The sequence below is a fragment of the Sulfurospirillum sp. genome, assembly GCF_036802865.1.
Classification (GTDB): domain Bacteria; phylum Campylobacterota; class Campylobacteria; order Campylobacterales; family Sulfurospirillaceae; genus Sulfurospirillum.
The window spans coordinates 663,217-689,446 of sequence record NZ_DAIRVK010000002.1 but is presented as its reverse complement, the minus strand read 5'-3'; the positions used below and the strand labels follow the sequence as shown (position 1 = coordinate 689,446).

Genomic DNA, 26,230 nt, shown 5'->3' with positions numbered 1-26,230 from the left:
TAACAATGAACATAAAAATGTTAATTGATGATGACTTGAAGCATATATGGCATCCTTGTACGCAGATGAAAGACCACGAGACACTTCCGATTATCCCAATCAAAAGCGGAAAAGGGGTCTATTTGCATGATTTTGAAGATAACCGTTATATTGATGGTGTTAGTTCATGGTGGGTCAATCTTTTTGGTCATTGCCATCCGTACATTAATCAAAAAATAAAAGAGCAATTAGAAACGCTTGAACATGTTATTTTTGCGGGATTTACGCATGAGCCGATCATTAGGCTTTCTAAAAGATTGTGCGCTTTAGCGCCAAAAGGGCTTGAAAAGTGTTTTTACGCCGATAATGGTTCTAGCGCGATTGAAGTAGCTCTTAAAATGAGCTTTCAGTATCATAAAAATAAGGGGCAAAAACGACCGTTTTTTGTCTCACTTGAAAATAGTTATCATGGTGAAACTATCGGGGCTTTAGCCGTTGGCGATGTGAAGCTTTATAAAGAAGTTTTTGAAGATATTTTATTGCAAACGATTCAAACACCTGTGCCAAAAGATCAAAGCGCGGAAAGTGCAAAAAAAGCAGCAGATGCGTTGGAGAAAATTTTCCAAGAAAAAGCCGATCAGATTTCTGCTTTTATCATCGAACCACTCATTCAATGTTCAGGTGGAATGAACATGTATCATCCGCTTTATATTTCACTTGCACGCAAACTGTGTGATACCTATGGTGTTCACTTAATTGCCGATGAAATAGCTGTTGGCTTTGGTAGAACAGGTAAAATGTTTGCGTGTGAACATGCAAATGTTAGTCCTGATTTTATGACATTATCCAAAGGACTAACGGGAGGTTATCTGCCTCTTTCGGTCGTTTTAACAACTCAAAACATTTATGATGCCTTTTATTGTGATTACACTGAATTCAAGGCATTTTTACACTCTCACAGCTATACGGGGAATCCTCTGGCGTGTAGTGCTGCAAACGCTACATTGGATATTTTTGAAAATGAATCAATTTTGGAGAAAAACCAAGAAAAAATTGATTTAATTGCTTTAAAATTAGAGCGTTTTAAAACACTGTCTAATGTGCAGAAAATTCGTCAAATGGGCATGATCGCTGCTGTAGAATTAAAAGAGTATCCGATTGAGTTTCGTGTCAATTTGAAAATATTTGAATATGCCCTGAAAAAAGGCGTGATACTGCGTCCACTCGGCAATGTTGTCTATTTTATGCCACCTTATGTCATTACACCCGAAGAGATTGAGACGATGATGGACGTAGCGTATGAGGCGATTGTAAGCCTCAATAGATTATAATAAAACCATTTTAACCAAGGAAGCCCAGTGAACATTCCCCATATTCCCGTACTTTTAGAAGAGGTCAAAGAGGCTTTTTCTGCTCTTACTGAAGGGTTTATTGTTGATTGTACGCTAGGATATGGTGGTCATAGTGAAGCACTTTTAGAGCAAAACCCTCATATAAAACTCATTGGTTGTGACCAAGATGAAGAGGCGTTAGCCTTTAGTCAGAAACGATTAGAACGTTTTGGTGAACGTGTTGTTTTTGAACACGGCAATTTTTCTTCCGTGATCGCTAAATACGCGCATTTACCTATTCGTGGCATTCTTGCAGACATTGGTGTTTCTTCCTTGCAACTCGATAAAAAAGAGCGTGGTTTTGCCTTTGATTCCGATGTTTTGGACATGCGTATGAATCCAAAGCAAGAACTCAGTGCCTATGACGTAGTTAATCATTATTCTAAAGAGGAACTAGAGTTTATTTTACGTGAGTATGGCGAGATTCACGAGTATAAAAAAATGGCAAATCTTATCTGTGAAGCCAGAGTAAAAGCACCGCTTATGAGTGCAAAAGAGCTTTCAAAATTGGCGGAAAAAGTGGGAGGAAAAAAGACAATACATCCTTCAACATTGCTTTTTCAAGCGATTCGCATTGAAGTCAATAACGAGCTAGGTGTTCTTACTGAACTTTTAGAGAGCATCAAAAATGCTCATTTTAAGCACTGTATTGTGGGGATTATCTCATTTCATTCTCTTGAAGACCGCATTGTCAAACAGACGTTTAAACTCTGGTCTCAAAACTGTATTTGTCCGCCACACGTGATGCGTTGTATGTGTGGTAATAACCACTCGCTTGGTAAACTCATCAGTAAAAAGCCGATCGAAGCCAGCAATGCAGAGATAAAGAAAAATCCTCGTAGTCGTAGTGCAAAGCTGAGAGTCTTTGAGATGAAGAGGGCGTAATGGGCGATAAAAATGAACTCTTAGAGCAGTATGACGCTGAACAGAAAGTTGAGAAAAATCTCGATTTTCGTTTTTTATTGCTCGTGTACATGGTGATGTTTGTCGCCTTTTTGTTGATTCTTCCTAAAATTTACATCAAAAATCAAATCTACTACATGAGCCGTGATATTAGCAAACTTTACGGTGAGTACTCAATTCTTAAAGAAGAGAACCGCGTTTTGAAGCAAAATTTGGAAAATATTCGCTTCAAAAACCAAATTTTAGACACAATTTACATCGAATAATCTTTTTACTTACCCATACATATTAGGAGTTTTTATGCCACAAGAGATGCTATTTTTAGCTATTTTTATTATGTTTAGTGTTGCTATCGTGGTGATTGGATTGTGGGTTAAGTCACTTCTTAAAGAAAAATCGTATGAGCTTGCCGAATTTAAAGTCAAGAATGAGCAGTTATCTTCTGATAATTTAGCGCTAAACATGCAAAGTGCCAAACTTCAAGCAGAACTTAAAGCCCAAAGAGAGGGCAATCAGCAACTCAAATTTGACCTTGAAGATCAGGGGAAAAAGCTTGAATTAAAACTCAATGCTATTATGGAGCAACACCTAGAAAAGAAGCTTCAAAAACTTGATGAAACTTCGACAAAATCGCTTGAAACACTTTTAAAACCCTTCAAAGAGAATTTAGATCATTTTAAAAAAAGTGTTGAAAATTCGCAAGAGAACAGTACAAAAAAGTTTGCGGAACTCTCCAAAGAGATCGAACTGGTGGCACGTGCAGGTATAAATATCTCTAAAGAGGCAGAAAATCTCACCAAAGCACTCAAAGGTAAAAAACAGAGCCAAGGTAGTTGGGGTGAAATGATTTTGGAGAGCGTTTTAGAGTACTCAGGACTTGTTAAGGGTGTGCATTACGAAACGCAAGAGAGTTATAAAGATGAAGAAGGGCGAACAAAACGTCCTGATGTCGTTATTAAACTCCCGCAAGACCGTACCATCATCATTGACTCTAAAGTGTCACTGAACAGTTACGATGAATTTGTTAAAGCTGAGAGTGAAGAGGAAAAACACCTTGCTTCAAAAGCCTTAATGCAGGCCTTTCGTGAGCATATTGACACGCTTGATAGTAAAGATTATGCGCATTACAAACAAGGAACATTGCAGTATGTCTTTATGTTTGTGCCTATTGAAGGGGCTTTCTCTGTTGCCATCAATGAAGACCCAAAGCTTTATGAGTATGCGCTTCGCAAGCACATCGCTATTGTTAATCCTTCTACACTAACCGTTTCATTGCGTACGATCTATCTTTACTGGCAAAGTGAACAGTCGAGTACTTTAGCATCAAAGCTGTTTGATGAAGCAGGAAAAATGTACGACAAAATGGTTGGTTTTTCTGAGAGTTTTAAAAAAGTTGGCTCGCAACTCCAAACACTTAACAACAGCTATGAAAACGCTCAAAAACAGCTCACTGAAGGTTCAGGTAATATCTTGGGTAGGGTAGAGAATTTAAAGCGTTTAGGTGCGAAAGCGACAAAAAACCTCAAAGATGCCAAACTTGAATACCAAGACTTTAATACAGATATTGAAGCAGTAGCACTTTTAGAGGAGAAAACAGAAGAATAATTTGTGAAAGAGCATGTAAATGATTTGGTTAAATCGTGTTACAATCTCTTTGTTTGAAAGCATGAATCGTTACACGCCTTAATGTTAGGAGGGTAGCTATGAAAAACACCAAAAGATATACGTTTACATTTAGTATTATAACCTTGATTATTGGGTTAGCGGGATTCCTCTCTTTTTCTCTCATTGGGCATAATTATCTGCAAAGTTCCAAAAATTCTTACAGTATGATTCAAAAACGAAACGCGGAAGTGCGTAAAAACATCATAGAAACGATTAAAACCTCACTACAAAGGACATCTGCACATCTTACAGTGTTGTTGCATAGTCAAGAAGATGATGATCTGTTTGCTTCAAAAGAGATTTTTACACGCATGATGTGGGAAATGCTACTTTCAGATGAAAAGATAGCCAGTATTTACCTTGCCGATAAATATGGGAATTTTTTTCAAGCAAGACGAACACCCGATTTTGTGATGCGCACCATTGATACAAGAGCAAAAGTTCCACTGGATGAATGGGCGTATAAAAACAGTCAGTTTGAGACTGTGCGCCTTGAATATAAAGATGCAACATATGATCCATGCGAGCGGTCATGGTATAAAAATGCAACAGTGTCTAAGAGTTATTATTGGTCAGATCCGTATGCTTTTGCCTCAACAAAAGAGGTTGGTATAACTGTGTCATATCCTTTTTTTAATAGTGATGGTGAAAAGATTAAAGTAGCGGGAATTGATTTTACGATTGCTTCCATTACAAAGCTACTTAAAGAACAAAGTGCCGTTATCGATGGTTCTATTATTATCGTCAATCAAACGGGTGATATCATCGCTAGCTCATTGGAGGTCAGTGAAAAAAATCTCAAAGTTTCGCAACTCCCAAATCAAGAGATTAAGGCGTCGTATGAGAATTTTTTAAATGGAAAAAGGCGTGGGCGTGTCCAAAATAACGCTAATGAGAACTATCTTTTTGCCTTTTCAGAATTTCCTGCTGATTTTGAAAAACAGTGGTATATTGGAACCTATTTAGAAGAAAAAAAAGTGACTCAAGAGATTGATGCGATTGCAATAGAAACAATTGTTATTTCACTTTTGATGATAGCTTTTATTATTATTGTCACATGGTTTGCTCTTCGATATATCATTATACGTCCTGTTGATCTGCTTAAAACGATGAGTGATAATGTTGCTGAAAAGAAATATGATGCGGTGCATCACATTACAACCCGTATTAAAGAGTTTTATGCACTCAGCCATTCTATGGTTCTTATGGCACGTTCCATTAAAATGCATGAAAAAGCACAAGAAAACCTTATGGAGTCCTTTATAAAGCTTATAGCAAGCGCAATCGATGAAAAATCACCTTATACGGGCGGGCATTGTGAAAGGGTTCCAGAACTTGCCTCCATGTTAGCGGAAGTTGCCAATAACAGTGATGAAGGAATTTTTAAAAAGTTTCATTTCAAAAATGAAAATGCGTGGCGTGAATTTCGCATAGCAGCACTTTTACACGATTGCGGTAAAGTAACAACACCTGAGTATGTGGTTGATAAAGCAACGAAATTGGAAACGATCCATAACCGTATTCACGAGATTCGAACGCGTTTTGAAGTTTTACTCAGAGATGCGCATATTGCTTATTTTGAAGGTCTTTTATCCGGGAATGAGGCAAAAGAGATTTTAGTGCAAAGACGTGTAGAAGCCGAAGGAAAACTGTTTGATGACTTTGCTTTTTTGGCAGAGTGTAACATCGGTGGTGAGTTTATGGATGCTCAAAAAATAGAGCGTCTTAAACAAATTGCCTCCATAACCTGGACACGCCATTTTGACGATAGATTGGGTATGAGTGAAGCTGAAAATAAACGTTTGGCGGGTATTGCAGCGATACCATTACCTTGCTACGAAACGTTGCTTCAGGATAAGCCAGAATATCTCATTAAACGTGCATATGAGATTGATGAAAAAACCTATGCACAACTCGGCATTAAAATGGAAATACCGCACTACTACAATAATCTAGGGGAGCTTTATAATCTTAGCATTGCCAAAGGAACGCTGAATGAAGAAGAGCGTTATAAGATTAATGAGCATATCATTATGAGTATTCGTATGCTTTCAGAGCTTCCGTTTATGGATAACCTCAAAAAAGTACCTGAGTATGCGTGTGCGCACCATGAAACAATGACAGGATCTGGGTATCCAAGAGGGCTCACGAAAGAACAAATTTCTTTGCCTGCACGTATTATCGCTATTGCAGATATATTTGAAGCATTGACCGCCAATGATAGACCGTATAAAAAAGCAAAAACAATCTCAGAAGCGATTAAAATTTTGAGTATGCTTAAAAAAGATGAGCACATTGATGGTGATTTGTTTGAACTATTTTTACGAAGTGGTGTTTATATGCAGTATGCACAAAAGTATCTAAATCCTGAGCAGATCGATGAAGTTGACATAACCCAATACCTCTCATCGTAAGACTTTACGCCTACATTTTTTGTTTCATCTTGACACAAGTAACGAAGCGTTAGAATGTCACAAAAAGTAGGAGACAAAAAATGTCCGAAAAGCATTTTGAGCTTGACATCAAAGGTATGACATGTGCTGCATGTTCTTCACGCATCGAGCGTGTACTTGGAAAGCTTGAAGGTGTCACAGCCAATGTCAATTTAGCCACTGAAAAAGCGTTTATTGAATCAACAAATCCTCTTATAAATCTTCCTGAAATCATACAAAGTATCGAAAAAACAGGTTTTGGCGCAACCGAATCTGCCAAGGTCGATCAAAACCAAAAAAGTTTAGATAAAGAACAAGAGTATCGAAAGCTTCTCAAAGAGTTTATTCTTTCAGCCCTTTTAACACTTCCTTTTTTAGTGGAAATGATAGCAATGTTAGCGGGCAGTCATCTTCATTTAGCTGCTACATTACAACTTTTTTTAGCGACTATTGTCCAGTTTTACTGTGGGAGAAAGTTTTACATAGGGGCATATAAAAGCCTCAGAAGTGGTAGCGCTAACATGGATGTGCTTGTTGTCTTGGGTACAAGTGCTGCGTACTTTTTAAGTCTTTGTGTCATGATCTTCACCTTACCCCTCCATCTTTACTTTGAAGCATCTGCATCTGTCATCACGTTAGTTCTTTTAGGTAAACTTATGGAAGTTAGGGCTAAAGCAAAGACAGGTTTTGCCATCGCTAAGCTTCTGCATTTACAGCCTAAAACAGCCTTTGTAGAGCGTCATGGTCTTATCGAAGAAGTGAGCATAGACTCTTTACATGTCAATGATATTTTCATTGTTAAAGCAGGTGAGAGTATTCCTACGGATGGTCTTGTTGTCGAGGGCAATAGCATGGTCGATGAGTCGATGATGACAGGGGAAAGTTTACCCGTACTCAAATCTGTAGGAGACCACATCGTAGGTGCGACTAAAAATGGCGATGGTATGCTCAAATGTCAAGCTTTAAAAGTAGGTTCAGACACCTTTTTAGCGTCTATTGTTCGTCTCATCGAAGAGGCCCAAGGCTCAAAAGCACCTATTCAACGTCTTGCCGATACGATTGCAGGTATATTTGTGCCGATTGTTGTGAGCATTGCGGTGATTACCTTTGGTGCGTGGTGGTTTATTGGAGGAAATTTTGAAGAAGCAATTATCAACGCTGTCTCTGTTCTTGTCATTGCGTGCCCGTGCGCGCTTGGTCTTGCAACACCCACTGCGATTATGGTAGGCGTGGGAAGAGGGGCAAGCGAGGGCATTCTCATCAAAAATGCGGAAGTGCTCGAGAATGTAGGTAAGATTACTGCTGTTGTCTTTGACAAAACAGGAACATTGACCTATGCTAATCCTCAAGTGGTTGATGTTTTAATCGAAAAAAATGATCTTGATAAAGGGCAGTTTTTAGCCCTTGTTTCGGCGTTAGAAGAGGGGTCTAAACATCCTTTGGGCAAAGCTATTATGGCTTCTGCGCCCAAGAATATCACGCTTAATGTACAATCGTTTCAGAACTATTCAGGATTGGGCGTTTCAGGTGAGATCAATGGTGTTGTTTATTTTGCTGGGTCTCCTGCGTTTATTGCTCAATTCACCTCACTGCACCCCTCAACCAGGGCTCAAACATTTTTAGAAGAGGGCAATAGTATTGTAGTCTTAGCAACTAAAGAGGCTATCGTTGGCTATATTGCTTTGGCAGATACCATTCGTGAGAGTGCCAAAGTAGCGATTGTAAAGCTTCAAAATGACGGCATTGCCGTTTATATGTTGACCGGTGACAATGAGCGTTGTGCTCAAAAGGTGGCTCACGAGCTTGGCATTGAACACTTTTTTGCAGATGTACTCCCTGATGGCAAAGCTATGGCGATTAGTAAGCTTCAAGATGAAGGAAAGTTTGTTTGTATGGTGGGAGATGGCATCAACGATGCACCCGCTCTTGCGGTTGCTGATGTTGCCATTGCGATGTCCAATGGCTCAGACATTGCCGTAGAGAGTGCCGATATGATTTTAATTGCAAATGACCCGCTCTTTGTGGTCAATGCCATCGCACTTTCACGTGCCACGATGTCAAAAATTAAGCAGAACCTCTTTTTAGCTTTTGTGTATAATACCCTAGCAATTCCACTTGCATTTTTGGGTATGTTAAACCCCATTGTCGCAGGTGGCGCAATGGCGATGAGTTCTGTCTCTGTGGTCAGTAACTCTTTGCTCCTTCGACGTTGGAAAATGAAATAAAATTATATTTCTGCCTCGAAAGAGGCAAGCCTTAGTGCCCTAGTGGCTAACGTAGCCTCTTGGGCTTTGCCTAAGTGGCGTTATAAAAATAAAAATTATAGTAAAAGGAAAACAATGGCAACAATCACATTGGTGGTTAAAGGTATGAGTTGTGGAGGATGCGTTAAAAGCGTCAAAGGTGTTTTAGAGGGAATCAAAGGCGTCAAGAGCGTCAATGTTGACCTAGCCAGTGGTCAAACTGTCATTGAGTATGATGCTCCGATTGATGTGAGTGTGTTTGAAAAAGCGATTGATGATGCGGGATTTGAAGTCGCTTTATAATTTTAAATTTAAAGTAAAGAGCCCTAAAATAGGGCTCTTCCAAGACATCACTTCTCGAACAAGATATGAATATACCGCTTAGACCATAACCCAAAGATAATAATCCATAAAACAGCTACTGTTAATACCGCATGAAGGTATCCAAATTGCGGAAAAATACCTGCAATAATACGAATCAGTGCCATCGCTTGAATCAATCCAAAAAGCGTTACAGCATAAGCATCTGCTTTTGGTGTTCTTCCAGAATGTCCTAATATGACTCTTGTCCCAAAGCCTATGAGTACTGTTGTAAAATAACCCAATGCCAAAGCATGCAAAGGAGACTTCTCCAAGTAGATTGGCGCGCCTAGCAGTGCTGAAAAATCTTGCACAACAAAAAGCCCAAAACCTACAGGAACCCACCAGATGGAGAGAAAAAGAACCCATAAAATAGGCGGTGATTTTTTAAAAGGAAGACGCCATTTTAAAAGCTCATACGTGATGATCCCAAACAGTGCTCCATCGGCTATAAAAGCATTGATATTTAGGGCTTCTAAGACGACTTTGAGCACCAATGCAGCAAAGACAACGAGTAAAAAATGCTTGCTTTTGTTCATGGTATAACCAACAATGGTATTTGCCGCAAAAAATGGCATCATTTTCTGTGAAACCGTTAAAACAATAAAAAACAAATAGAGATAAAAACTCACGCCAAGAGCCAAAGCATAGGCATAGCTTGGTATAAACAAGTCAAAAATAAAAAGCACTTGACCTACTGCACCAAGGGCAAAAGAGCGTAACATCCATGTCGTGTCTGCTTTGTTTGTTACGGTACTTTTCGTTTGAAAATCAAGCAAAACCAAACAAAGTTTAACATACCCTGCCAAGATGAGAAGCATAGGCGCGATGAGTACTGTTGTTGAGACAAACGAGAGTAGTACAAAAAGTACTCCACCACCATTAATAAGCCATGCAATCGGCATATACTCTTTTTGAGATGCCGATGGACGAGACAAATAGCGAGGAAACGTCGTCAACAAAAATCCTGCAAAAAACTGTGTAAAAACGATAAATGTCATGGCATAAGCGTGGTAGAGACCCACGTTTGCTTTAAGGTGTATAAGACCCGCATAATTTAGCCCAATAAGAGCAACAAAGAGCAAGCCTTGCACCACACCAGCAAAGAAAAAGATACGGTGTGGCTGAGCTTGAAGGTTCTGAATCGCCGTCGTCTTAGGCGGTGGCGGTGGGGTTAAACTACTGACAAAAACCACAACAACTAGCCCCCCTGTTGGCTGCATCGATAGCGGCATTTAGCGCTTCGTCATAATTTGGCTCCTCCGTAATCTCAGGAACAACTTGTTTGTAAACGATTTTGCCATCTTTACTGATGACAAACAGTGCTCTTGCACATAAACCTTCTAATGCGCCATCACTAATGAGCATACCATAGGCACGTGCAAACGCTTTGTGTCTGAAGTCACTGGTGACGCTAAGATTTTCGATTCCTGCAACGTTACAAAATTTTGCAGCGGAGAATGGAAGATCCATAGAGACAATAACAGTGTCGATATTATCGTGACTTGCAACGGCTTGATTGAAGCGTCTCGCTTCAGCGTCACACACAGGCGTATCTAAAGAAGGCACTGCGATGATAAGTTGAGCTTTATTGCTCTCTCCACCAATGGTTTTTTCTTGTAAGTCGGGTGTAACAACCTTCACGATAGGAGCATTGTTGCCCACTTCTTGAAAAGTGCCTTCTAGTTTTACGGACATGCCTTTAAGGGCAGTTTTATCTATTTTTGCGGTAAACGTCATGGTTATCCTTTCATATGTGTTTATATGGGAGTCATTTTATCTCATTTAAAACCAAAAAACCTTGATCTACATCTAGGAATTTGACATTTTTATATCTAAAGTTCTTATTTCATTTTGCAATGAAATGGATCGTTCTTTTATTAAAAGGCTATAATAAAACATCAAAAAAGAGGATAGCAACGATGCCAGAGACTCAGAATGTTGTTTTATATATCGATGATAAAGGGCATGTGAGTTTAAAAGTTACTTTGGAGCATGAAACTCTTTGGCTCAATCAATCCCAGATGGCTGAACTGTTTGGTACTAAACAACCAGCTATCTCAAAGCATTTAAGCAATATCTTTAAATCAGGAGAATTAGATAAAAATTCAGTTCATTCCATTTTGGAATATACTGCGAATGATGGGAAAACATATGAAACATCATTTTATAATTTAGATGCCGTACTGTCTGTGGGATACAGAGTAAATTCTAAAAATGCAACACAGTTTCGTATTTGGGCGAGTAAAATCCTTAAAGAGTATCTCATCAAAGGTTATGCCCTCAACCACCAACGCATCAATGTTCAAAGTCTGGGTGAACTCACCGCCACGATGGAGTTAGTGCGAAAAAGCATCGAAACAAAAGAGCTGAGTAGCAATGAAGCCAAAGGCTTGCTTGACATCATCAACAATTATGCCAAAACATGGGCACTGCTTCAAGGTTACGACTCAGATGCTCTTCATGCACTTCAAGGTACGCTCAATCAACGGTTTATTTTAGACTACGATGAAGCCAAAGAAGCGATAAAAGCGCTTAAAAAAGATCTGATGGCAAAAGGTGATGCCACAGAACTTTTTGGCAATGAAAAAGCAGGAGAGTTTAAAGGTGCATTGCTCAATATCTATCAAACTTTTGGTGGAGTCGATCTACTTTCTAGCATCGAAGAAAAAGCGGCAAATTTACTTTACTATGTCATTAAAGATCATGCCTTTTCAGATGGTAATAAACGCATAGGCTCGTTTCTCTTCATCCTCTTTTTACATAAAAATGGCATCGCTTACAAGACAAACGGTGAGCCAAAAATCAACGATAACGCGTTGGTCTCACTTGCTCTTTTAGTAGCAGCAAGCGAACCAAATCAAAAAGAGCTGATGGTTAAACTCATCGTCAATCTTTTAAGTGAAACAGACTAAAATACATAGAAAAGTTAAGGAGTAAATATGCAATATAAACTTATCACAGGACCCGATGACTCAACCTTTTGTGCGAGAATCATAGAGTTTTTAAATAACGGCTGGAAACTACACGGAAACCCAGCAGTAACGTTTAACGGTCAAACTGTGATCGCAGCACAAGCGATTGTTAAAGAGGATGACAAAGACGTTAAGGCGTGCGGATTTACGAAGTAAGTATTAAAATGAAGTCAATATTAACATGGAACTGTAACATGGCGTTTAGAAAGAAGTCTGAAATAATAACTTCTTCTTTTCAGGATATTGTCATTTTACAAGAGTGTGAGACTTTAGAGAAAATACCTGAATGTCAACAAGCAAATTCTTCTTTATGGATTGGAGATAACCAAAATAAAGGTTTAGCTGTTTTTGCTTTTAATAATTATGAATTGAAAATAAACTCGTTATATAATGAAGCATATCGCTATGTTGTTCCTATTGATGTCTTCTTAAATGACGAAAAGCAATTCTCACTTTTTGCAGTTTGGGCGATGAATGATTCTATTAATCGTGAACAACGATATATTGGTCAAGTAGTATATGCTTTAAGAGAATATCATAGTTTACTCGATGAAAAAACTATCATTATGGGTGATTTTAATTGGAATAAAATATGGGATAAAGGGAAGAAGAAGTCTAATTTAGGGGATTTGTTAGCAATCTTTATTTTAAAGAATATTAAGAGTTTATATCATTTATATTTTAATGAAGCGTTTGGCGATGAAGGTCAGCCAACATTGTTTTTACAGAAAAATTTAAAAAAACCTTATCATATTGACTACTGTTTTGCAGGTTCTTATTGGCATGAAAAATTACAACACGTTAATGTAGGTAAGCCTGAAGAGTGGCTTTCCAAAAGTGACCATATGCCAGTATTATTTGAATTTAGCTAGTTAGTCTACACTCTCAAACAATTCAGGTCTATACTCAAAGTGCATGGTGTCATAGTGGTACCACCTGCCACCCCAAATAAAGCCGTGTTTTTCAAAAATATCGATGATCTCTTTAGGAAATTCATTGTGAAAATTGTGCGTTTTGTCCCATTGCCAGTAGCGTGAGTAGTGGGTGTCGAGATCGATGGCGATGCCGTAACTGTGGGCACTTAGGCGCTCTGTTTTGGCGATTTTACGAAAGTAGTAGGTTCCATCAACTTTTTTAAGGTATTTCATAAACTCTTCGGGCAATTTATCCAAATCATCAGAGACTTTTTGCAACTGCCTTGCCGCATTTTCATTTTTGTTAAATTGCAGTTTTTTACCACCATGGTTTGGTAGCCAGTTTATGGTTGTGAGATTTTTTTCGATTTCGCTTTTATTGGAGCCATACAGTTTTTTCAAAAAAGTGTCGTTACGAAAGCGTCCTGGATCGCTGTTGAGTTCAGGATCAGTGATGGGTGCAAAAGCTGGGTAGTTTTGCGCGAACATGTCTTCTATATCTGCATTTTCAAGCTTTTCATCAAAACTTTTTACTTTTTTGTCATCATATGGCAGTGAACTTCCATCCATAAAAAAAACGGTATTGTCATGGACAGACTTTACACTGGGGTATTTTTGTGTGAAATTATTGCTTTTGGTGTTGGCTGGTTTGACCATTATGCCTTCAACACGGTTGATAAGAAGCCCAGCTTCTGGGACATTAGGTTGATTTGCACCAACGTAAAGATCTGTAACAACGGCTTTGCCAATAATATTGCGACCTTCTTTTCCTTCTTCCATCGTTCGTACACCCCAAACGTTATGCATAACAAGAGGTTTACCTTCAAATTCACCCGCATAAAGCATAATGTGACCTTTAAGGTAAATGAGGCTTAAAAAGGCTATGCCGTGTTTGAGTATCATTGCTTCTTTCTCCTTGGGAGTTAAATCTTTCATTGAAATATATTCGCCAAAGCTCTTTTGCGCGGCGGAGTTTCTGGGTATCCATATGCCAAAGGGAGAGAAAAAATCGCGTGTCATCGCAGAACAGTCACGATTGGCGAGGTAGCCACCCCAGCCGTACTTTTCGCCTAAGAGTTCATCACCAATTTTAGAAATACTCTCTTGTGCAAAGGCAACGGGCACTGTTTGTGCAAAGGTCTTTGGAATACGCAACTCTAGTTTTTGAGCGTTAAATTCACCATCGCGTGTGTACATGTATGCATGAAAAAAGTTTTCATCTTCATTGTCTATAGGTAAAATAGCACCTACTTTAGCGTACGTGATGAAACGTTGTTTGGCATTATAAAGCGGGACATTGTCTTTAATAATGGCAATTTTTTGGGCTTTAATAAGCGCTATACGTTCTTGTGCGTCCACGCTCACAAATGTTTCCACAGGCAGCCATCCTGAAGCAAAAGAGCTTTCAACAAACGCCCAAGCGCCATCTTTACTGTAATGTGAAATAATCAAAGGCTCAGCGATGTGAATACGAGAAGTTTGCAAGTTATCAAAGGGATAACCTTCGCCTGGTAATGTGGTCTTTTTGAAAAAAGGCTTTTCGGTAGGGAGGTTTCGCATCTGTGCATTTTGAATCATGATGGCATGGGTATTGACACTCCCATACGCTTCTATATTGGTGCTGTGAATGATAGCATCGATCTCTGCATCGGAAATGAGCTGGAGATTTTCACCATAATAACGACCTTTAAGTCCATACGATTTGTTTGCCCAGAGTGCATCTTCTTTTTTAGAGCTGACATGCGTTCTAAACCATGGTGAGTAGTACCGGTAGGTAAAATCTTCTTGTGCAACGTTTTTTGGCGTAATGTTTTGCGCTAAAAAATCTACATTTTGGGGATAGAGAAGCATGTCATTGGAAGCCGTTTTTTGCGCGACAAATGCTTCGACTGTTGGCTCTTTGGGGGCACAACCGATGAGGAAAAAAAGTATACAGGTAAAAAGAAAAATATTTCGTATTGTCATATTTGAAACCTTGAATATCGTTAATGCTATAATACCAAAAACATCTAGGATTCCTTTTGAGTTTAGCACAAAAAATCATCGACATTTTAAAAAAAGACAATGTTCTCCTCACGGGTGGTGCAGGTGTTGGGAAGAGCTATCTTGTCGGTGAACTTGTAACGGAACTTCGAAAAGTAGGTAAACAAGTCGTCGTACTAGGAAGCACAGGTGTGAGTGCTGTCAATGTCGGTGGGCAAACGTTGCACAGTTTTTTTGCTTTTGGCATCTGCAATCATCTTGATGAGCTCACACGTCATGATCGTTACTCTAAAGCAAGACTTGTGGAGATCAAAAAAGTGCTTACGAGATGCGATCTTTTGGTCATTGATGAGATTAGCATGGTGTCGGCTGATTTGCTTGATATGATTTATTACCGTCTTCGCAATGCTGGTTTTGAGGGAAGTGTGCTGTTTGTGGGCGACTTTTTCCAGCTACCTCCTGTTTCAAAAGGTAAGGAAAATAGCCTATGGGGTGGTTTTGAGTATGCGTTTGAGAGCAGTTCATGGAACGCTTTTGAGCCTGTGGTGGTGGAGCTAACCATTACCAAGCGTACGCATGACGCACTTTTCTTTTCACATTTAGGAAAAATCAGACGTGGTATACTTGAAAATGAGACGGTTGAATATCTTGAAGCCTTACGCACTAATGTCGGTGTTTGGGATGATGACCCAACGGTTTTGTTTGGCAGAAACAAAGAAGCTGAGATGCTCAACATTCAAAAGTTGGCGCAAATAGACAGTGAACCTATCGTGCTCAAAGCCAAAGAAAAAGTGCATGAGCAGTCTTTACACGTCAATAAGATAGAAGGCTGGAAAAACGCTCTTCCCATTCCTGTAGACTTGACGTTGAAAGTCGGTGCAAAGGTACTTTTTTGCACCAATAAATGGGGGAAATACTATAACGGTGAGCGTGGTGTCATCAAAGCAATAGATGAAAATGAGGTCATTGTAGAAAAAGCAGGTGAGCTGGTTAAAGTGGAGCGCCAAGAGTACACGTTGCATGAAAATGTTGTTATGGAAGGTGAAGTGAAAGAAAAACCGCTTGTTTCCATTGAACAGTTTCCACTTAAATTGGCGTATGCCATTACGATTCATAAAAGCCAAGGGATGAGCATTGACTCTTTGGTTTGCAACATTAACACTATTTTTGAAAAAAGCCAGTTTTATGTAGCCATTTCACGTGCGCGCTACCCCAATCAACTTTTGCTCGATTACCATTATCAGCGTTTTTATGAACATTTGACACGCTGTGTACAAGTCTCTCCCAAAGTAGGGGAGTTTTACCAAAAATCAGATATTTTGAAAATAGAAGAGGTGAGGAGCGATTCACTTTTTGATGAATTTTGACGATTTACATGTAAAGAAAAGTAAAGCACAAGGGTGCGTGGGCTCTCTGCCGAAGAGAACCTAGTGTTACTTTAAAAGCGTGTCAAAATTGAGATGAAACTAAGGGGGCAACTTATGGATCTTAATGTCAATTATGAAAGTACGTCAAGTAAAACGTACAGTACAAAATCTACGATTAGTCTGAATGATGCACAGGAAAAGAAGCTCAGTGGCAAAGAGATTACCAATGCGTATTTTGCTGCATACCAAAAGCAGATGATGGAGCAGTCTAGCGCAACATTAGGCGAACAAGCAAGCACATTTCGTCTTGCTGATATTGGTTACAGTGGAAAGCCTATTGGTGAATTGAGCCAAGATGAAGCGAAGGCTTTGGTTGCCGATGATGGTTTTTTCGGTATTTCTCAAACGAGTGCTAGAATTGCTGATTTTGTGGTAAATGGTGCGGGAGACGACCTCTCAAAACTTCAAGCAGGACGCTCTGGCATGCTTCAAGGTTTTAGCGAAGCTGAAAAAGTTTGGGGTGGAAAATTACCTGAAATTAGTTATACTACGATGCAAAAAGCACTGGAAAAAGTTGACGCTAGGATCAAAGAACTTGGCGGAAATGTGCTGGATACATCCGTTTAAAAAGGCTCAAATGAAACGCGTTTTAACAGCATTGTTATTTTTACATGTAAGTGTATTTGCTGAGACATTGGTGGTAGAGCATTTCAAAGCCAATGTCTTTGCAAAGTCCGATAAAAAACCTGTAGAAGTAACCGTTGGTTTGGTCTTTGAAGGTAATGATGTTAAAAAAAGCGAGCATAAAGTAGTCGATGCGCTCAATATTGTTATTGGAAGTTATTTTGCCGAAGATCTTGTTACCTCTCGAGGTAAAGAGCTTTTAAAATCAACTATTATTGCCTATGCAAAAAAAACACATGGGCTAGTGATCGATTCGGTCTATATTAAAGAATTAACCGTCAAAACCAATCCAACAACGCAAGAGATCGTTGAAGCGATGAAAAAAGAGGGTGCTTTTCAACAACAGCAACAACAAAACAGTGCTCCAAGACAACAACAGCAATCGCAACAGCTCAATCTAGCGCCACCACTACCAAAACGCTCACTGATTCCTGAAGAAAATGCTGTTAATTTTTAAACATTATCTTTGCATATTAAATCTCATAACTATCAAAGAATATGATAAAATAAAATAAATCAAAGCAACCGCTTGCAAAGAGTCATAATGAAAGATTTTGAAGCTGCTAAAGAGTTTTTTAAAGACACGGTTGACCCTTCGTTTTATTTTGACAGTATCAGTTCTGAAATTGCTCATACCAATCTCAAAAATGCTATTGGTGACGCTACTGTTCCCCTGATTTTTATTCTTGGTGAGTCTGGTGTTGGTAAAAGTCATATGATGCGAGTGATGCATCAAGAAGCTACAGAACCTTCATCAAGTATTTTAATTGAATATCCTTTTTTTGATTCGTGCGATCTTATAAGATTACTCTATGAAAATCGCAATATGTTTTTTCACAAAAACAAAAGTCAAGGCGAGTTTATGGATGAACTTTTGGATATGTACGCTGAAACACTTTGTACGATTTTTATCGATGAGGCACAGCTTTTAAGTTATGATCATTTCGAGTTTATTCGCATTTTAAGCGACACAAAACTTTTTCAATTTGTCTTTGCTATGCACAAAGAAGAAGGCATGGCATTGCTTGAAAAAAAGCAGTTTAAAACCCGTTCAAAATTGGTTATTGAGTATGGAAATCTTGAAGAAAATGAAATTTTGCGTTATATTCAAACACTCTTTAAAGGACATACGCATAATGAAATTAGCGCGATGTTTACAAAAAATGAGGCTCGGGTTATTGGTCGATATGCTAAAGGTAATTTTAGAATGATTAAAAAGTTTCTTTATACGCTGATGAAACTATTGGATTATACGCAAAAAAAAGGTCTTTCAAAATACCGTAAACTCAACAGTTGTCTTCTAACTATGGCAGCCCTTGATATAGGACTTATTGATGACAAATAGTCGTTTTGAAGAGTTAGAACGACGTTGCGCAAGGCTTAAAAAAGTACGCATTATTCGCATGGTTTTCATCATAACATCTTTATTTCTCATTGGTTTTGGAAGTTATTATTGGATGTATCCACACGCACAAGAACCACTTACTGCTGAAAAACCTATTATTGCACCTTTGGTTGTTGAAACTCAAGCATCGTCAAGTGATAAAAATGAAAGTAATGTTACGGTACCTGAAAAAATCATAGCGCCACAAATGCCAGAAGAGGAGCTCCTTTTCTTGGCGCCACGTATTTATAAGAGTGATACTAAATTTTCGGTTAATGAGACAAAAGCATTAAGTGAAGAAACGCAGTTACTCAAAAGTTTTAATGCAGTACAAAATTTTGATAATGCCTATGCCTTGGCCTATTTTTATTTTGGGCGACAATCGTATGGCGATGTGATTATCTGGGCGAAAGAGACGAGTAAATACAATTCGCGTTCTGAAAAGCCGTGGATATTATATGCTAAAGCGAAGTTTTCTCTAGGTGATCGCGCTGAAGCTATAAGGTCTTTAGAACTCTTTTTAAGCTATATTAATTCTACAGAAGTACAAGAACTTCTAAACGTTTACAAAGGACAAGAATGAGAGTAGTTTTAGCATTATTGGGTCTTTTTAGCAGTTACATGTACGCTTATTCGTATAACGATGTTTTAAGAGATTATGAGGCGAAAAATTTTGAAAAAGTTTGCAATGATGGTGCTGGATTTGTCCTTAAAAGCGATAAAAATGAACAAATTTTAGTTGCCATTGGTGATGCATGTGCCAAGATAGACTCCATCAATATTTTAGGTAATATCTCTAAAAATCTTATCAGTACTAAAGAGTATCGTGAAAGTGGTTCTTACTTTGCAACGTTAGTGCTTCAAAAAAAGCTCATTTATCAATTTATGCATGATACTATTAATCTCAAAGAGTTAAAACTTCCTCGCACCAATCATGTGCTCTCTCGTGTATTTGAACAACTTTCTAAAGGTAACTACGAAGTTGTTGAAAAGCGTATTGAGATCAAAACACCTGATCTTAACTATACTTTGTGGCTCTCTGATGATGATCCTAAAAAAGTTTTTATCGACGAAAATAAAGATGGGAAGTTGATAAAACGTCATTGGTATCTGTAAATCTTTACTTTGTTTTAGGGTCTTTTTTACTACAATCCCACCTCTAATTTTTTTACTTTAGGAACTCAATGCCTCTTAGTCGACTCAATGCTGAGCAAAAAAGTGCTGCTACTGCACCCTCAGGACATAATCTTATTATTGCCAGTGCAGGAACAGGTAAAACCTCGACCATTGTAGCACGTATTGCGCATCTTTTAAATCAAGGTGTTCAGCCATCTCGTATTTTACTATTGACCTTTACCAACAAAGCAGCAGCAGAAATGTTGGAGCGTGTGGGTGTTTTCTTTGGTAAAAATATCACCTCACAAATTGAATCAGGGACGTTCCATGCGGTGAGTTATCGTCTTTTGAAAAAATTGGGACGCAATATTGTTCTCAAACAACCCAAAGATCTTAAAATTTTGCTTAAAAGTATTCACGATAGGCGCAGATTTGATCATATAGATTCTGGTGCAAAAGCTTACAGTGCCGCATATTTGTACGATATGTTTTCGCTTTACCAAAACAGCACCGTTACGCAGACTTTTTCAGAATGGTTGGAGTCAAATGACAGTGAGCATGGACTTTTTTTTGACATTTATGAAGATATTTTTGAGGAGTTCCAAGCTTTAAAACGTGAGTTCGGATATGTTGATTTTAATGATCTTTTGATTCTCATGCGCGATACACTTAAAACAACTGAGGATCTTGGTTTTGATGAAGTTTTGATCGATGAGTATCAAGATACCAATACACTACAAGGTTCCCTCATTGACGCATTTCGCTCAAAGTCACTTTTTTGCGTGGGGGATTATGACCAAAGTATTTACGCGTTTAATGGTGCAAACATCGACATCATTGGTTCTTTTGCAACACGCTATTCAAATGCAAATGTTTTCACACTCAATAAGAACTATCGCTCTTCGCATAAAATTTTATCTTTAGCAAACCGCGTGATTGAAAAAAATCCAAGGCTCTATGAAAAAAGGCTTGAAGTAACACGCGATGGTGCATTTGAAGCACCAAAACTTCTTATCTACGATGAGCTTTTTTCTCAGTATCAGTCGATTGCTTCACTCATTAAACATTCAATGCATGCTCCTGCTGACATTGCTGTCATTTTTCGCAATAACTCTACCGCAGACGGTATTGAAGCAACGCTTCGCGAACAGGGAATTGCTTGTAGACGCAAAGGAGGTATTAGCTTTTTTGACTCAGCCGAAGTCAAAGGAATGCTTGATCTTGTTGGTGTGGTTGTAAATCCTAAAGATATGATGGCGTTTATTCATACATTTGAATACGCCAGAGGTGTGGGAAGTTCGCTTTCAAAAGAGCTATTTGATGGGCTTTTTAAATTGGGGGATGGTAACATCTATCAAGGATTTTTTCATCCAAGAGAGGATGTGGAAGATATTTTTAAAAAACGGGCGAAGAACCATCAATTAGGACTCTTTGATGATATTATGGATCTTGGTAGTGTCAGTCGTTTTTACAATTTTGGTTTTGAAGAGCTTTTTCTTTCCAGCCCTATATTAAAGCATCCAAAACTTACCACAGATGGTGCGAAGTTTTTACACTCTTTTTATAAATTTATGAAGCATGCTATACGCATTAAAACGCCTCAAAGTCTCATTAACCACGTCTTAAGTTCGGAAGTCTTTAGTGCCATCGCTGAAGTATTAGCGGTTAAACGTTCTACTAAAAAAGATGGTAGTGTGGATGATAAGATGAAACAAGAAGCAAGAGCGCGTATCTTTAGAAAAGGACATTTGCTGAAAGATTTAGCAAGTGGCTATGCTTCGAGTGAGCGTTTCCTCAATGCCCTGACCCTTGGCAGTAACGAAATGAGTGAAGGTGAGGGTGTCAATCTTTTAAGCATTCATGCCAGCAAAGGACTTGAATTTAAAGAAGTTTACGTCATAGACCTTATGGATGGGCGTTTTCCAAATCGCAAGTTGATGCAAAAAGGTGGAAGTCTTGAAGAAGAGCGACGTCTTTTTTATGTTGCAACCACACGCGCGAAAGATATGCTCATTCTCTCTTACGCAAAGTATGACAAAATCAAAAAAATCAGCTATACCCATTCACCCTTTTTAGTTGAAGCGGGAATGGTACATTAAGTTTTAAAGACTCTACTAACTTAAAAGAGATAGAATAACTCCTAAAAAGACAGGAGTTTCTTATGTACAAAATTTTACTTCTTATATCACTTTTCACATCATTTCTTTTTGCAGAACTGCGCCATGTTGATGCAAGTGAAGAAGTGGTTAAAAGTGGCATTAAAATCATTGATATACGAACAATGCCTGAATGGAAAGAGACAGGGTTGGTAAAAAATGCTATTCCTCTAACTTTCTTTGACGAACAAGGACGTTATGACGCCGAAGTGTTTATGAAAGAGCTTGACAAATATGTGAGCAAAGATACTGAGTTTGCACTCATTTGTCGAACAGGAAGTAGGAGTGCCGCTGTTTCAGAACTCCTTTCCAAACAAGGATATAAAGTTGTTAACATTAAAGGTGGGATGAAATCTCTTGTCACTAAAGGCTATACGCCTTCACCTTATAACCCTTAGGATGATGCCATGCACAGCAATGAACTGATCCACGAGGATTCTCCTTACCTTCTTCAGCATGCACATAACCCCGTCAATTGGATGGCATGGAGTGATAAAGCCCTTGCTAAAGCCAAAGATGAAAATAAGCTCATTTTTCTTTCCATCGGCTATAGCACCTGCCATTGGTGCCATGTAATGGAGCGCGAAACATTTGAAGATGACGTGAGTGCAAAACTACTTAATGATTCATACGTAAGCATCAAAGTCGATCGTGAAGAGATGCCTGATCTTGACAAATACTATCAGGACGTGCATTATCTCCTTACCAAACGAAGCGGTGGTTGGCCTCTAAGCATCATTATGACGCCAACACAGCAGGTTATTTTCGCTGGAACGTATCTGCCACCTCAGAGTGCACAGGGACGCATGGGATTTCGTGAATTGACCAGTTTCATTAAAGGTAAATTCGATGATGAATATGAAGAAGTTCAAAAGAGTGCACAGAGTATTGAGGCGGCTATTAAGCATTACGAGCGTAGTTTTGAACAAAAGAGCCACATTGATAAAATTGCAGTCGTCGAAGCATTTGTGAGCAATGTCAAAGCAAGTTACGATGATGTCTCCAAAGGTGTGGGAAGTGCACCAAAATTCCCGCATGCTTCGACATGGAACGCACTTTTAGATATTTATGTGCAAACCAAAAATCTTGAAGCGTTGTATATGAGTGAAGATGCGCTTAGTGCGATGGCGCAAGGGGGCATCAATGACCAGATAGAGGGTGGATTTTACCGTTACAGCGTCGATGAGGCTTGGGTGATTCCTCATTTTGAAAAGATGTTGTACACCAATGCTGAGCTGATTGAAGTCTATGCCAAACTGTACACAATCACGCAAAAACCATTGTTTAATGAGGTCGTCGATAAAACCATCGAAGCGATGGATGAGCGGTTTTTAAAAGAGGGACTCTATCTCAGCGCTAGCGATGCAGACTCTGAAGGCGAAGAGGGCAAATATTTTGTTTTTGGATTTAAAGAAGCCAAAGAAACGCTTTTAAAAGCAGGTCTGAGTGAGGTGGAGACTAAAGCTGTAATGGATTATTTTGGCATCACAAAATTTGGTAATTTTGAACACCAGAGTACCAATCCTGTCATTACATGTAATGAAAAACCTGCTCGTTTCGATGAAGCCGTTACTATTTTAAAACAAGAGCGTCAAAAGGTAGCGTATCCGTTTATTGACACGAAGATTTTGACATCGTGGAATGCTTTAATGATCACAGCACTTTATGAGGCAGGTAAAATTGAAAAAGCAAAAAATGTGCTCGATACCCTCTTAAAAACTTTACATGTAAACGGTGTTTTGTACCACCAAATCGTCTTAGGTGGTAGTTTGAAAGTGGAAGCGTTGCTTGAAGATTATGCCTTTGTCATTGAAGCCTTACTGCGCAGTTATGCGCATACTAAAGAGGTGCGTTACTTGGAATTGGCAAAGAAACTCAGCCATGAAGCAGAGCAGAGATTTTATAAAGAAGAGACGTGGTATCTTTCCGATAAAGCCTTCCGTGCCAAAGCGGTTTTGGAAGATAACAGCTACAAAAGCCCGCTTTCGACGATGATTAAAAATCTTTTTGAATTAGCAAAGTTGGAAGATGATACAGCGCTATCTATTCGTGCAAAGGATATGTTAGAGAGTTTTGGCTCAGGGATTCAAAAGTACGCTCACGCCTACCCCGAAGCGGTGAGGGCAGTGACACTTTACATGTAAAAAGTTAAAAGTTTAGCTCTAACCCCTTTTTCTACATAATGTTTAAAATGAGCAATCAAAAAGCCGCTCGCGGGTTTTTGATTGGTCTCCTCTGATTTGTTAGAGCAAAATTTGTTCATGCTTTATTTGCAAGCGCTATCATAACCATGCCACCGAAAAATGAAAGTATTTTTATGGCACTATTAGCCAACTCGCCATCCCCATATAAACCTAGCAATGTAATGCAAATACACCAAACAGTCATAACAGTTGCAGGTCCTGTAGCATGTAAGTTAACTGAAATATTTTTTAGAAAATCCATAATTGCGTCCTAACTATTTATTCAATGAACATTATATACAAAACAGCCTAATATGCTCAAAAATAATAGGGGTCAGGGCTAAGCTTTTAACTTTCTGTATTTTATGCTCATATGTTACGAACATTGGAAGTCGTGTGTAATATTCTATGAAAATGGAGGTTTGATGTAGCTTGGAGAGGTAAGGGGAGTTCTTTTTTACATGTAAGGAAAAATCCTTACATGTAAAGTTGTTTTTTAAAGCGCTTTTGCGATAAAACGGTTTAAGCGTTTTGCAAAAGCAGCGGTATCTTCGATCTTCATTCCCTCTTGAAGTTTAGCTTGATCAAGAAGTAAGAAAGCGACATCATTAAGCTCTAAAAGATCACCTTTTGCACTTAATTTTTTGAAAATTTCATGCTCAGGATTGATCTCTAAGATAGGTTTAACGGCAGGTAGATTGTCTTGTCCCATTTGTTTGAGCATTTGTTGCATCTGGAAATCTGGGTCATTTTTATCGTATACAAGGCATGATGGTGAGTCACTCAAACGGCTAGAGATTTTAACATCTTTCGCATCATCTTTCAAAATCTCTTTCATTTTTACCAAGATTTCTTTATACGTTTTCTCATCTTCTTCAACTTTCGCTTTATCTTCTTTGATCTCTTCATCAATGTCTGAGTTATTGACCGGTTTGATTGGGGTTTTATCGTACTCACCGACCATTGGGAAGACGATGGCATCGACTTCTTCGTCAAGAAGTAAGACTTCGATATTTTTCGCTTTAAACTGCTCAATCAGTGGAGAGTTACGAAGGAGTTTTTCATTTTCACCCGTGATGTAATAGATGCTTTTTTGATCTTCTCCCATCGCCTCTTTATACTCTTTCAGACTGACTAAGCCATCACGTTTAGATGATTTGAACAGTACAAGCTCTAAGAGTGCTTCTTTGTTCTCCCAGTCATTGTAAAGTCCCTCTTTAACAACACGTCCAAAGTTTTTGTAAAACTCTAGGTATTTTTCACTCTCTTTTTCTTTGAGTGATTTGAGTTCGCTCAGAATTTTTTTAACCGAAGCTTTTTTGATAGTCTCTAGCACTTTGTTTTGTTGTAAAATCTCACGGCTAACGTTCAGTGGTAGGTCTTCCGCGTCGATGATACCTTTGACAAAACGAAGGTAGGTAGGAAGCAGTTCTTTTTCATCATCGGTAATAAAAACACGTTTAACGTAGAGTTTAACACCTGGTTTATAGTCCATTCTAAACAAATCCATTGGAGGCGTTGATGGGATGTAGAAAAGTGTAGTATATTCGTATTTACCCTCAGCTTTTGTATGGCTCCAAAGAAGTGGATCGGTGCTATCGTGAGAAATTTGTTGGTAAAAGTCTTTGTACTCTTCAGGTTTGATTTGACTTTTTGCTACTGTCCAAAGTGCACTGGCTTTGTTAACTTGTACGTTTTTGATCTCACTACTTTTTTCTTTACCTTCATCATCAAACTCTTTCTCTTCTTTGTCCATAAAAATAGGGAATGGAATGTGGTTTGAATACTTTTTAATGACGTTTTGGATGCGGTAAAACTCTAAAAATTCATCTTCATCGTCTTTGAGATAAAGGGTAATCGATGTACCGTGGCTTTCTTTGGTCACTTCTGCGATGTCATACTCTGCACCTGCTTCACTGCTCCACATATAGGCTTTTTCTTCGCCAGCTTTGCGACTTACAACTTCAATTTTATTGGCAACCATAAAAGCAGAGTAAAAGCCAACACCAAATTGACCAATAAGGCTTGAATCTTTCTTTTTGTCGCCACTAAGGTTTTGTAAAAATGATTTTGTACCACTTTTAGCGATGGTTCCAAGGTTTTCAACCAAGTCTTCTTCATTCATACCAATACCACTATCGCTTAAAGTAAGGGTTTTAGCTTCTTTGTTAATGGCGATGTCAATGCGTGGAATGTATGAGAGTGCTTTGTATGTATCATCGGTCAGTGTGAGATAATTCAGCTTATCTAAGGCATCCGAAGCATTGGAGATAAGTTCGCGTAAAAAGATCTCTTTATTAGAGTAGAGCGAATGAATCATCAGGTCTAAAAGTTGAGTAACTTCCGTTTGAAATTGATGTTTTGACATGGTTTTATCCTTTAATGTATGTATAGTTGGATTTATCAAAAAACTTATGTTTTAAAAGTTATTTGACAAATCCAAAAATCGCGTTATTGTAGCAAAAATGAGAGAATTTGAAAGCCACAAAAGTGGC

The 26,230-nt window shown here is 38.6% G+C and carries 24 protein-coding genes; 19 read left to right on the top strand and 5 right to left on the bottom strand.

Annotated features, from left to right (window positions below):
- Nucleotides 1–5: 5 nt before the first annotated feature.
- The 7 genes from V7Q04_RS07775 (at nt 6) to V7Q04_RS07745 (ending at nt 8,916) form a co-directional block, all read left to right on the top strand.
- Nucleotides 6–1,310 (top strand): adenosylmethionine--8-amino-7-oxononanoate transaminase, encoded by a 1,305-nt coding sequence (locus V7Q04_RS07775; protein WP_333804414.1) that lies wholly within the window; start codon nt 6–8, stop codon nt 1,308–1,310.
- Nucleotides 1,311–1,337: 27 nt separating this feature from the next.
- The gene (gene rsmH / locus V7Q04_RS07770; protein ID WP_333804413.1) at nt 1,338–2,255 is read left to right on the top strand and encodes a 16S rRNA (cytosine(1402)-N(4))-methyltransferase RsmH; all 918 of its coding nucleotides are present in this window, start codon (nt 1,338–1,340) and stop codon (nt 2,253–2,255) included.
- A complete protein-coding gene (locus V7Q04_RS07765; RefSeq protein ID WP_333804412.1) occupies nt 2,255–2,539 on the top strand; it encodes a hypothetical protein in 285 nt (94 codons plus the stop codon). The genes rsmH and V7Q04_RS07765 overlap by 1 nt, the downstream gene beginning before the upstream one ends.
- Before the next feature lie 34 nt (nt 2,540–2,573).
- Entirely contained in the window at nt 2,574–3,878 is a 1,305-nt protein-coding gene (gene rmuC, locus V7Q04_RS07760; protein WP_333804411.1) for a DNA recombination protein RmuC, read from the top strand.
- 98 nt (nt 3,879–3,976) lie between these two features.
- Nucleotides 3,977–6,352 (top strand): HD domain-containing phosphohydrolase, encoded by a 2,376-nt coding sequence (locus tag V7Q04_RS07755; RefSeq protein ID WP_333804410.1) that lies wholly within the window; start codon nt 3,977–3,979, stop codon nt 6,350–6,352.
- A gap of 80 nt (nt 6,353–6,432) precedes the next feature.
- Nucleotides 6,433–8,595: a heavy metal translocating P-type ATPase gene (locus tag V7Q04_RS07750; protein ID WP_333804409.1), complete on the top strand. Its 2,163-nt coding sequence runs from the start codon at nt 6,433–6,435 to the stop codon at nt 8,593–8,595.
- A 114-nt stretch (nt 8,596–8,709) separates the two neighbouring features.
- A complete protein-coding gene (locus tag V7Q04_RS07745; RefSeq protein ID WP_333804408.1) occupies nt 8,710–8,916 on the top strand; it encodes a heavy-metal-associated domain-containing protein in 207 nt (68 codons plus the stop codon).
- Between the two features lie 47 nt (nt 8,917–8,963).
- Here V7Q04_RS07745 and V7Q04_RS07740 read toward each other — a convergent pair whose 3' ends face one another.
- Both V7Q04_RS07740 and tpx read right to left on the bottom strand, forming a co-directional pair.
- Nucleotides 8,964–10,208, bottom strand: a complete 1,245-nt coding sequence (locus tag V7Q04_RS07740; protein ID WP_333804407.1) for an NnrS family protein — start codon at nt 10,206–10,208, stop codon at nt 8,964–8,966.
- Complete coding sequence (tpx, locus tag V7Q04_RS07735; RefSeq protein WP_443070039.1) at nt 10,153–10,695, bottom strand: thiol peroxidase; 543 nt, start codon at nt 10,693–10,695, stop codon at nt 10,153–10,155. Before tpx ends, V7Q04_RS07740 begins: the two co-directional genes overlap by 56 nt.
- Nucleotides 10,696–10,895: 200 nt before the next feature.
- Between tpx and V7Q04_RS07730 the strand changes: the two genes are divergently transcribed.
- From V7Q04_RS07730 to V7Q04_RS07720, 3 genes are read left to right on the top strand one after another with little or no spacing between them, the layout of a single operon-like run.
- Nucleotides 10,896–11,888 carry a virulence protein RhuM/Fic/DOC family protein gene (locus tag V7Q04_RS07730; RefSeq protein ID WP_333804405.1) on the top strand — a complete coding sequence of 331 codons (993 nt, stop codon included), beginning with the start codon at nt 10,896–10,898 and terminating at the stop codon, nt 11,886–11,888.
- Nucleotides 11,889–11,915: 27 nt separating this feature from the next.
- Entirely contained in the window at nt 11,916–12,104 is a 189-nt protein-coding gene (locus V7Q04_RS07725) for a DUF1737 domain-containing protein (protein WP_333804404.1), read from the top strand.
- A gap of 8 nt (nt 12,105–12,112) precedes the next feature.
- Nucleotides 12,113–12,820: an endonuclease/exonuclease/phosphatase family protein gene (locus V7Q04_RS07720; RefSeq protein WP_333804403.1), complete on the top strand. Its 708-nt coding sequence runs from the start codon at nt 12,113–12,115 to the stop codon at nt 12,818–12,820.
- On the opposite strand, the gene V7Q04_RS07715 is transcribed toward V7Q04_RS07720, so the two are convergent.
- Nucleotides 12,821–14,827 carry an SH3 domain-containing protein gene (locus V7Q04_RS07715; RefSeq protein WP_333804402.1) on the bottom strand — a complete coding sequence of 669 codons (2,007 nt, stop codon included), beginning with the start codon at nt 14,825–14,827 and terminating at the stop codon, nt 12,821–12,823.
- A gap of 56 nt (nt 14,828–14,883) precedes the next feature.
- On the opposite strand from V7Q04_RS07715, the gene V7Q04_RS07710 reads away from it, so the two are divergent.
- From V7Q04_RS07710 to V7Q04_RS07670, 9 genes are all read left to right on the top strand, one after another.
- Nucleotides 14,884–16,212, top strand: a complete 1,329-nt coding sequence (locus V7Q04_RS07710) for an ATP-dependent DNA helicase (RefSeq protein ID WP_333804401.1) — start codon at nt 14,884–14,886, stop codon at nt 16,210–16,212.
- Between the two features lie 114 nt (nt 16,213–16,326).
- Entirely contained in the window at nt 16,327–16,839 is a 513-nt protein-coding gene (locus V7Q04_RS07705) for a hydrogenase-4 component G (protein ID WP_333804400.1), read from the top strand.
- A gap of 10 nt (nt 16,840–16,849) precedes the next feature.
- Nucleotides 16,850–17,353, top strand: a complete 504-nt coding sequence (locus tag V7Q04_RS07700; protein WP_333804399.1) for a flagellar basal body-associated FliL family protein — start codon at nt 16,850–16,852, stop codon at nt 17,351–17,353.
- An 87-nt stretch (nt 17,354–17,440) separates the two neighbouring features.
- A complete protein-coding gene (locus V7Q04_RS07695; RefSeq protein WP_333804398.1) occupies nt 17,441–18,241 on the top strand; it encodes an ATP-binding protein in 801 nt (266 codons plus the stop codon).
- Nucleotides 18,231–18,863 (top strand): hypothetical protein, encoded by a 633-nt coding sequence (locus V7Q04_RS07690; protein WP_333804397.1) that lies wholly within the window; start codon nt 18,231–18,233, stop codon nt 18,861–18,863. Before V7Q04_RS07695 ends, V7Q04_RS07690 begins: the two co-directional genes overlap by 11 nt.
- Nucleotides 18,860–19,396, top strand: a complete 537-nt coding sequence (locus tag V7Q04_RS07685) for a hypothetical protein (RefSeq protein ID WP_333804396.1) — start codon at nt 18,860–18,862, stop codon at nt 19,394–19,396. Before V7Q04_RS07690 ends, V7Q04_RS07685 begins: the two co-directional genes overlap by 4 nt.
- Before the next feature lie 68 nt (nt 19,397–19,464).
- Nucleotides 19,465–21,495 carry an ATP-dependent helicase gene (locus V7Q04_RS07680; protein ID WP_333804395.1) on the top strand — a complete coding sequence of 677 codons (2,031 nt, stop codon included), beginning with the start codon at nt 19,465–19,467 and terminating at the stop codon, nt 21,493–21,495.
- 62 nt (nt 21,496–21,557) lie between these two features.
- Nucleotides 21,558–21,950 carry a rhodanese-like domain-containing protein gene (locus V7Q04_RS07675; protein ID WP_333804394.1) on the top strand — a complete coding sequence of 131 codons (393 nt, stop codon included), beginning with the start codon at nt 21,558–21,560 and terminating at the stop codon, nt 21,948–21,950.
- A 9-nt stretch (nt 21,951–21,959) separates the two neighbouring features.
- Complete coding sequence (locus tag V7Q04_RS07670) at nt 21,960–23,696, top strand: thioredoxin domain-containing protein (protein ID WP_333804393.1); 1,737 nt, start codon at nt 21,960–21,962, stop codon at nt 23,694–23,696.
- 115 nt (nt 23,697–23,811) lie between these two features.
- Here V7Q04_RS07670 and V7Q04_RS07665 read toward each other — a convergent pair whose 3' ends face one another.
- Together V7Q04_RS07665 and htpG are read right to left on the bottom strand one after the other, a co-directional pair.
- On the bottom strand, nt 23,812–23,997 hold the full coding sequence (locus V7Q04_RS07665) for a hypothetical protein (RefSeq protein ID WP_333804392.1): 186 nt from the start codon (nt 23,995–23,997) through the stop codon (nt 23,812–23,814).
- Nucleotides 23,998–24,231: 234 nt separating this feature from the next.
- Nucleotides 24,232–26,103: a molecular chaperone HtpG gene (htpG, locus tag V7Q04_RS07660; protein WP_333804391.1), complete on the bottom strand. Its 1,872-nt coding sequence runs from the start codon at nt 26,101–26,103 to the stop codon at nt 24,232–24,234.
- Nucleotides 26,104–26,230 lie beyond the last annotated feature (127 nt).

Coding starts and splice junctions, on each gene's coding strand:
- V7Q04_RS07730 (WP_333804405.1), top strand. CDS start 10,896: ATGCCAGAGACTCAGAATGTTGTTTTATATATCGATGATAAAGGGCAT.
- V7Q04_RS07765 (WP_333804412.1), top strand. CDS start 2,255: ATGGGCGATAAAAATGAACTCTTAGAGCAGTATGACGCTGAACAGAAA.
- V7Q04_RS07665 (WP_333804392.1), bottom strand. CDS start 23,997: ATGGATTTTCTAAAAAATATTTCAGTTAACTTACATGCTACAGGACCT.
- V7Q04_RS07705 (WP_333804400.1), top strand. CDS start 16,327: ATGGATCTTAATGTCAATTATGAAAGTACGTCAAGTAAAACGTACAGT.
- V7Q04_RS07695 (WP_333804398.1), top strand. CDS start 17,441: ATGAAAGATTTTGAAGCTGCTAAAGAGTTTTTTAAAGACACGGTTGAC.
- V7Q04_RS07670 (WP_333804393.1), top strand. CDS start 21,960: ATGCACAGCAATGAACTGATCCACGAGGATTCTCCTTACCTTCTTCAG.
- htpG (WP_333804391.1), bottom strand. CDS start 26,103: ATGTCAAAACATCAATTTCAAACGGAAGTTACTCAACTTTTAGACCTG.
- V7Q04_RS07740 (WP_333804407.1), bottom strand. CDS start 10,208: ATGCCGCTATCGATGCAGCCAACAGGGGGGCTAGTTGTTGTGGTTTTT.
- V7Q04_RS07675 (WP_333804394.1), top strand. CDS start 21,558: ATGTACAAAATTTTACTTCTTATATCACTTTTCACATCATTTCTTTTT.
- V7Q04_RS07775 (WP_333804414.1), top strand. CDS start 6: ATGAACATAAAAATGTTAATTGATGATGACTTGAAGCATATATGGCAT.
- V7Q04_RS07715 (WP_333804402.1), bottom strand. CDS start 14,827: ATGACAATACGAAATATTTTTCTTTTTACCTGTATACTTTTTTTCCTC.
- V7Q04_RS07755 (WP_333804410.1), top strand. CDS start 3,977: ATGAAAAACACCAAAAGATATACGTTTACATTTAGTATTATAACCTTG.
- V7Q04_RS07700 (WP_333804399.1), top strand. CDS start 16,850: ATGAAACGCGTTTTAACAGCATTGTTATTTTTACATGTAAGTGTATTT.
- V7Q04_RS07680 (WP_333804395.1), top strand. CDS start 19,465: ATGCCTCTTAGTCGACTCAATGCTGAGCAAAAAAGTGCTGCTACTGCA.
- rmuC (WP_333804411.1), top strand. CDS start 2,574: ATGCCACAAGAGATGCTATTTTTAGCTATTTTTATTATGTTTAGTGTT.
- V7Q04_RS07750 (WP_333804409.1), top strand. CDS start 6,433: ATGTCCGAAAAGCATTTTGAGCTTGACATCAAAGGTATGACATGTGCT.
- V7Q04_RS07745 (WP_333804408.1), top strand. CDS start 8,710: ATGGCAACAATCACATTGGTGGTTAAAGGTATGAGTTGTGGAGGATGC.
- V7Q04_RS07685 (WP_333804396.1), top strand. CDS start 18,860: ATGAGAGTAGTTTTAGCATTATTGGGTCTTTTTAGCAGTTACATGTAC.
- V7Q04_RS07720 (WP_333804403.1), top strand. CDS start 12,113: ATGAAGTCAATATTAACATGGAACTGTAACATGGCGTTTAGAAAGAAG.
- V7Q04_RS07690 (WP_333804397.1), top strand. CDS start 18,231: ATGACAAATAGTCGTTTTGAAGAGTTAGAACGACGTTGCGCAAGGCTT.
- V7Q04_RS07725 (WP_333804404.1), top strand. CDS start 11,916: ATGCAATATAAACTTATCACAGGACCCGATGACTCAACCTTTTGTGCG.